The following is a 6,436-nucleotide window of genomic DNA, read 5'->3' as shown; positions in this document are numbered from 1 at the left end:
GTCCGGTGATAGTTGCGACGCCGCCTTCGTTGCGTCGCGTCTGACGGCATCCGTGCGTTGAGCTCCGGCTCCGCACCTGCACGTCCTGCTCCGCAGCCGTCGGCGGCGTCTTCCGCCCCCTGACGATAACTGCGCACGCCCTCTCTGATCCGGCGTGCGCCTGCGAGAACGGAGCCTGCTCATGGCCCTCATCGACAACGGCGTGTACGTCCACGGACGTCGCGTGGAGACCCCGAAGAACCTGGACGAGACCTACCGGTCGCTCGACGCCCACGGCGGCATCGCCTGGATCGGCCTCTACCGGCCGAGTCCGCAGGAGGTCGCCTCGGTGGCGCGCGAATTCGACCTGCATCCGCTCGCCGTCGAAGACGCACTCTCGGGTCACCAGCGCTCGAAGGTCGAGCGCTACGGCGACACGCTCTTCGCCGTCCTTCGCCCGGCCCGCTATCGCGATGAGCAGGAATCGATCGAGTTCGGCGAGCTGCACCTGTTCGTCGGCCCCGACTTCGTCGTGACGATCCGGCACGCGGAGTCGCCGAACCTCGCTGGCGTGCGCCGGCGCATGGAGGCACTGCCCGAGCTGCTCTCGATGGGACCGGAGGCCGTCTTCTACGCGATCCTCGACGAGGTCGTCGACGGCTACGAGCCCATCGTCGCCGGACTCCTGAACGACATCGACGAGATCGAGGACCAGCTGTTCGGCGACAGCGACGACGACGCCCTCTCCCGCCGCATCTACGAACTCTCGCGCGAGGTGATCAACTTCCAGCGGGCGGTGCATCCGCTCGCCGGGATGCTGGAATGGCTGCGCCGCGGATCCGAGAAGTACCGCATCGACGAGGAGCTGCAGCGGTCGCTGCGCGACGTCCTCGATCACGTGATCCGTGTGAACGAGCGGGTCGACTCGTTCCGCGCGATCCTCGAGAACGCGCTCACCGTGCAGTCGGCCCTCGTCGCCCGCCGTCAGTCGGACGCGAGCCTGGCCCAGAACGACGAGATCAAGAAGATCTCGTCGTGGGCGGCCATCATCTTCGCCCCGACGCTCGTCGGCACCGTCTACGGCATGAACTTCGACGTCATGCCGGAGCTGCACTGGGTGCACGGATATCCGATGGCGATCGGCGCGATGGCGGCGTTCGCGGTCGCCCTCTACGGCGTCTTCAAGTACAAGAGGTGGCTCTGAGAGCGGCCGGAGTCAGCGCTCGTCCGCGCGGCTGATCCCGTCGAGCAGGTCGTCGAGGCTGTCGAAATCGACAGTCTCAACGGACCCGCCCTCGGCGCCGTCGCGATCGCGCACCTCGATGTTGGCGATCTCGAGGTCCTCGTCGAGCTGCACCAGGATGCGCGAATTCGGGAACTGCTTCGGCGCGTCGAACGCCACCAGCACAGCATCCGCGAAGACCACCACAGACGTCGCCTCGAGGTCGTCGCGCAGGTCGATCTGCTCGAGGACCGGCTCATCGTCGACCGCCTCGTCGATGTCATCGGCGACCTCGTCGATCACCGCACGCCACCGCGTCTCGGACACGGAGAGGATGCGCGTGATCGCCGCGAGCAGCGCGTCATCGTCGAGGGTGTCGTCGTCGTCCTCCAGCTCCGGATCGACGTTCACCGTCACGACGGTCCCGGCGGCGTCGATCGTCGCCCGTCCGTAGACGAGGCCGTTCTCGGCGACCGGCTCATCGAGCAGGCCTGAGTCGACGATGCGGGCGAGAAGGTGGTCGAGCAGTGCCGAGGTCATGCATCCAGTCTTTCACTGTCGCGACCCGATCTCCTCGATCGGACGCGTGCGCGATGCGATGTCATCCGCAACCGGGACAACTGCCACACCGGCGTTCCCAGGTGACTTTCGAGTCGTTGCCCGCAGAGGATCAGGCTGCTTTCACGGACTACTACCTGCCGGTCAGTGAGAAAGTTTCGGTCACGGTGACGCCTCTGGATGCGTCGAGTGCTGCTGCGCTCGACGAGGGGACGGTCAGTTCGGAATACGCTTCGACGGAAGCTGCTCAGACTGCGGTCGCGGCCGCGAAGGGCTGTTACGGCGGGTACGTCAAGAGGACCGCTTATTCCGCGGTGAACATCGCTCTCTACGACATCTACACGGAGGGTTCGTGGTGCAGCAACGGGAGCAGCGTTACCTCTGCATCGTTCTCCCGGTCGTGGTCGACGATTGGTGTCATCGGGTGGCGTGATGCCGGGCAGATCGGTAAGGGGTCTGGGGTGGTGAGCGGACAGGCACGGATCTGGGCACAGCGAAAGATGATTTTTGGCGCTGGCGGATGGGATGTGCAGACCTACCAGCCTTGCCTGCGCCTGAACGGGAACGCGAGCGGCGGCAAGACCGCGTCCACCATCTGCTCGATCTACTAAGGTCATCACCATGGCTGGAACAACCCACCCACCGCGCCGCCCATACGCAGGGCTCATCCACGCAGCGATTGTTCTCTGGGGAGTGATCTCCCTCGGCTCGGCAGTCCTCGCGCTCCCGGTCGGGGTGGCGCTAGCTTTGGTGAACGGGGTTCTCGCAGTTGTAACTCACGGGATGAAGCGGAAGCTCTTCATGGCCTTCGCGATCGCGGGGGCGATCGTCTGCGTTGCCCTTTCCCTAACGTTGCTTACAGCCAGGTTCTGACACCGCTGGTTCACGGGAGGGCGGGGTTCCGATTCGGAACCCCGCCCTCCCTTGCTTTGACGGGCTCGTCGATCCTCGGGGCGGAACCCCGCCCAATGTTCCCCCTCCCCGGTGATGACGACGGGCGCCTGGAAGTGGCTGAGGGCTTTGACCTGCTCGAGCGCGGTCGGGTCCAGGGTCAGATCGCGGATCTCGTACCCAATGGCGAACCAAGACGGCGGTGAGCAAGCACATCGGCAACATCTTCGCCAAGCTCGGCCTCGCGACCAGCGACAGCGGACACCGTCGGGTGCTCGCCGTGCTCGCCTACCTCCGCGGCTGAGCGGCGGCGCCCGAGGCGCCGGGCAGCCGGATCGCGATCGCGGCGATGAGTGCGGCGAGGCCGGTCGCGATCGCAGCCGGCCCGTGCGCCGCCACTAGGATCTTGGGCGTGTCGAACGTCGAATCCGCCGCATCCGCCGCATCCGCATCAGCCGCCGCCGATCTCGGTCGCCTCGCCGCCCTCCTCACCGGCGCCGAGCCGCTGAACTGGGTGATCACCGGCGACTCGATCACGCACGGACTGGTGCACACACAGGGCGAGCGCAGCTACCCCGAGCATCTGCACGAGCTGATCCGCGGCGAGCTGGGGCGCACGCGCGACGTCGTCGTCAACACCGCGATCAGTGGACACCGACTGACCGACATCCTCGACGACTGGGAGCGGCGCATCGACTCGTGGCGTCCCGATGTGGTCACCCTCATGATCGGCACGAACGACCTCGCCACGGGTCCCGGCAGCGACACCGTCGAGCCGGCAGCCTTCGCCGCGTCACTGCGGGAGTTCGTGGCGCGGGTGCGGGCGGTCGGCGCCATCCCGGTGCTGCAGACGCCGCCCTCGATCGACATCCCCAATGCCCCGGGCCGCGAGCGCATCGCGGAGTTCGCCGACGCGGTGCGCGAGGTGGCGGCGACCGACGACGTCGTGCTCGTCGACCAGCATGCCCGGTTCACCGAGTGGGGCCACGGCGGGGTGCCATGGGGGCTGATGGGCGACCCCTTCCACCCGAACGCCGCCGGCCACGCCGCGCTCGCGCTCGAACTCGCGAACGCGCTGGGCATCTGCCCGCAGCCCGGCGCCGACCGCACGCTGCCCCTGCTCGAGGCGCGCGTCGCCATGGCGCGCCTCGGCGCCTGACGCTTCTCCAACTCCTCCCGCCTCCACAACTCCGGAGACAGCAGCCGGATCGGCGTGAACCGCGGGCGTACCGCGGCATCCGCACGCGATCTCCGGAGTTGTGGCGCGCAGCCTCACCGAGCTCCTTCAAAAAAGTTCGGTATTCGGTGTTGCTAAGTACCGGTACTCAGTGTTACTTTGTACCGGTACCCAGCAACACTGAGTACCAACCGAAACGAAGGGAGGACCTGATGGGCAAGCAGATGACCGAGATGCTCAAGGGCACTCTGGAGGGCATCGTTCTGGCCCTCCTCGCCGAGCAGCCGGCATACGGGTACGAGATCACCACACGCATCCGAGACAACGGGTTCACCGACATCGCCGAGGGCACGATCTACGCCCTGCTGGTGCGCATCGAGCAGAAGCACCTCGTCGATGTCGAGAAGGTCCCGAGCGAGAAGGGTCCGCCCCGCAAGGTGTACACCCTGAACGCGACGGGCCGACAGGAGCTCGAGGAGTTCTGGAAGACCTGGAGCTTCCTCGTGCAGCACATCGAACAGCTGAACACGAGCACGACCACCCCCACGAAGACCGAGGAGAACTGACAATGGCCGCCAAGTGGATCGAAGCGATCACCGGATCGCTCGAAGAGAAGAAGCAGTACAAGCAGGCTCAGTCCCGCATCAACGCCCTCCCGGAGCCGTACCGCGAGATGGCGAAGGCGCAGCAGCGCTACAACATGTACTACGGCGGGGTCACCGATGGCGACGTCATCGTGAAGATGTTCCTCGACATCGCCGACCTGTGGGAGCGCGCCGCGATCGACGGCACCCCGGTCAGCGCGATCGTCGGCGACGACCCTGTCGAGTTCGCCGAGAACTACGCCGCGGCGTACGGCGGCCGACAGTGGATCGACAAGGAGCGCGCCCGCCTCATCAAGGCGTTCGACGACGCGAAGAAGAAGGAGGAATCATGACGGATGCAGCCATCTCGGTGCGCGGCATCGAGAAGTCCTACAAAGACCTGCACGTGCTGCGGGGAGTCGACTTCGAGGTCCGGAAAGGGTCGATCTTCGCCCTCCTCGGCTCGAACGGCGCGGGGAAGACCACCATGGTCCGCATCCTCTCGACGCTCCTGAAATCGGATGCCGGCACCGCCACCGTGCAGGGTGTCGACGTCGCGGCCGATCCGCTCGCCGTGCGTCAGCGGATCAGCCTCACCGGCCAGTTCGCCGCCGTCGACGAGATCCTCACCGGGCGTGAGAACCTGGTGCTCGTCGCGAAGCTGCGCCACCTTCCTGATGCCGATCGGGTGGCTGACGATCTGCTGGCGACGTTCCGCCTGACGGATGCCGGCGCACGCAAGGTCGGCACGTACTCCGGAGGGATGCGGCGCCGTCTCGACATCGCGATGAGCCTCGTCGGACACCCCGAGGTCATCTACCTCGACGAGCCCACCACCGGCCTCGACCCCGAGGCCCGGATCGAGGTGTGGAGCGTCATCAAGGAACTCGCGCAGACCGGCACCACCGTGCTGCTGACCACGCAGTATCTCGACGAGGCGGAGCAGCTGGCCGACCGCATCGCGATCCTCCACGAGGGGCGGATCATCGCGAACGGCACCCTCGCCGAGCTCAAGCGGCTGCTGCCGGCCGCCAAGGTCGAGTACGTCGAGAAGCAGCCCACCCTCGAGGAGATCTTCCTCACTCTCATCGGCCCGCAGGCGGGGTCGTCCACCGGAAAGGAGAACGCAGCATGAGCACGCACTTCGTCGCAGACACCGCGACGCTCACCGGCCGCTCGATGCGGCACATCTTCCGCAGCGCCGACACCATCATCACCACGGCGGTCACCCCGATCGCGCTGATGCTGCTGTTCGTGTTCGTCTTCGGAGGGGCACTCAAGCAGAGCATCGGCTCCGAGAACTACGTCAACTACCTGCTCCCCGGGATCCTGCTGATCGCGGTCGCCTCCGGCATCGCCTACACGGCGTTCCGGCTGTTCAACGATCTGCAGAGCGGCATCTTCGAGCGGTTCCACTCCATGCCGATCGCCCGATCGAGCGTGCTGTGGGCGCACGTGCTCACCTCGCTCGTCGCGAACGCGATCACCCTGGCGATCATCTTCGCGGTCGGGTTCCTGATGGGATTCCGCACCGGAGCCGGTCCCCTGGCGTGGCTGGCCGTCATCGGCATCCTGCTGCTCTTCACCCTGGCGCTCACCTGGTTGGCGATCATCGCCGGCCTCAGCGCCAAGACGATCGACGGAGCCACGGCGTTCTCGTATCCGCTGATCTTCCTCCCGTTCATCAGCTCGGCGTTCGTGCCGACCGAGACGATGCCGGGACCGGTGCGGTGGTTCGCCGAGAACCAGCCGGTCACCTCGATCGTGAACAGCATCCAGGCGCTGTTCGCCGAGAAGCCGGTCGGCAGCGACATCTGGGTGGCACTCGCATGGTGCGTCGGCATCCTGGTCGTCGCCTACGTGTTCGCGATCATCGCCTACCGCAAGAAGGTCAGTTGAACGTCTGCAGTGAGACGGAACGCTCCGTCCGGGCCCCGCGCCCGGCCGGGGCGTTTCGCCGCGCTCGGCGTCGGTTGCTCGGCGACGGTCTGTCGCCCGGCCGGTCCACTGCCCCCGTGCAGCGAA

Annotated in this window: 9 protein-coding genes and 1 pseudogene; 9 read left to right on the top strand and 1 reads right to left on the bottom strand. The window is 66.5% G+C overall.

All coding sequences use genetic code 11. From position 1 onward, the window contains the following. The first annotated feature begins 181 nt into the window (after window positions 1–181). Window positions 182–1,183 carry a magnesium and cobalt transport protein CorA gene (locus ACESK8_RS09390; protein WP_060927947.1) on the top strand — a complete coding sequence of 334 codons (1,002 nt, stop codon included), beginning with the start codon at window positions 182–184 and terminating at the stop codon, window positions 1,181–1,183. 12 nt (window positions 1,184–1,195) lie between these two features. On the opposite strand, the gene ACESK8_RS09385 is transcribed toward ACESK8_RS09390, so the two are convergent. Next, window positions 1,196–1,741 carry a cytochrome C5 gene (locus ACESK8_RS09385; protein ID WP_372968348.1) on the bottom strand — a complete coding sequence of 182 codons (546 nt, stop codon included), beginning with the start codon at window positions 1,739–1,741 and terminating at the stop codon, window positions 1,196–1,198. Between the two features lie 101 nt (window positions 1,742–1,842). On the opposite strand from ACESK8_RS09385, the gene ACESK8_RS09380 reads away from it, so the two are divergent. From ACESK8_RS09380 to ACESK8_RS09345, 8 genes and pseudogenes are all read left to right on the top strand, one after another. Continuing rightward, window positions 1,843–2,370, top strand: a complete 528-nt coding sequence (locus ACESK8_RS09380; RefSeq protein ID WP_372968347.1) for a hypothetical protein — start codon at window positions 1,843–1,845, stop codon at window positions 2,368–2,370. Window positions 2,371–2,380: 10 nt separating this feature from the next. Beyond that, entirely contained in the window at window positions 2,381–2,632 is a 252-nt protein-coding gene (locus ACESK8_RS09375; RefSeq protein ID WP_372968346.1) for a hypothetical protein, read from the top strand. 217 nt (window positions 2,633–2,849) lie between these two features. Next, window positions 2,850–2,954 (top strand): annotated as a pseudogene (locus tag ACESK8_RS09370) (DNA-binding response regulator); the annotation flags it as partial. Window positions 2,955–3,062: 108 nt separating this feature from the next. Next, a complete protein-coding gene (locus ACESK8_RS09365) occupies window positions 3,063–3,809 on the top strand; it encodes an SGNH/GDSL hydrolase family protein (protein WP_372968345.1) in 747 nt (248 codons plus the stop codon). Between the two features lie 230 nt (window positions 3,810–4,039). Further along, complete coding sequence (locus ACESK8_RS09360; protein WP_372968344.1) at window positions 4,040–4,393, top strand: PadR family transcriptional regulator; 354 nt, start codon at window positions 4,040–4,042, stop codon at window positions 4,391–4,393. Between the two features lie 2 nt (window positions 4,394–4,395). Further along, a complete protein-coding gene (locus tag ACESK8_RS09355) occupies window positions 4,396–4,764 on the top strand; it encodes a DUF1048 domain-containing protein (protein ID WP_372968343.1) in 369 nt (122 codons plus the stop codon). Then, window positions 4,761–5,546, top strand: a complete 786-nt coding sequence (locus tag ACESK8_RS09350) for an ABC transporter ATP-binding protein (protein ID WP_372968342.1) — start codon at window positions 4,761–4,763, stop codon at window positions 5,544–5,546. The genes ACESK8_RS09355 and ACESK8_RS09350 overlap by 4 nt, the downstream gene beginning before the upstream one ends. Beyond that, window positions 5,543–6,310 carry an ABC transporter permease gene (locus tag ACESK8_RS09345; RefSeq protein WP_372968341.1) on the top strand — a complete coding sequence of 256 codons (768 nt, stop codon included), beginning with the start codon at window positions 5,543–5,545 and terminating at the stop codon, window positions 6,308–6,310. The genes ACESK8_RS09350 and ACESK8_RS09345 overlap by 4 nt, the downstream gene beginning before the upstream one ends. Window positions 6,311–6,436: the final 126 nt, after the last annotated feature.

The organism is Microbacterium sp., assembly GCF_041641055.1.
Classification (GTDB): domain Bacteria; phylum Actinomycetota; class Actinomycetes; order Actinomycetales; family Microbacteriaceae; genus Microbacterium.
The sequence above is the reverse complement of the archived record's forward strand: the minus strand, read 5'-3'. Positions and strand labels throughout refer to the sequence as shown.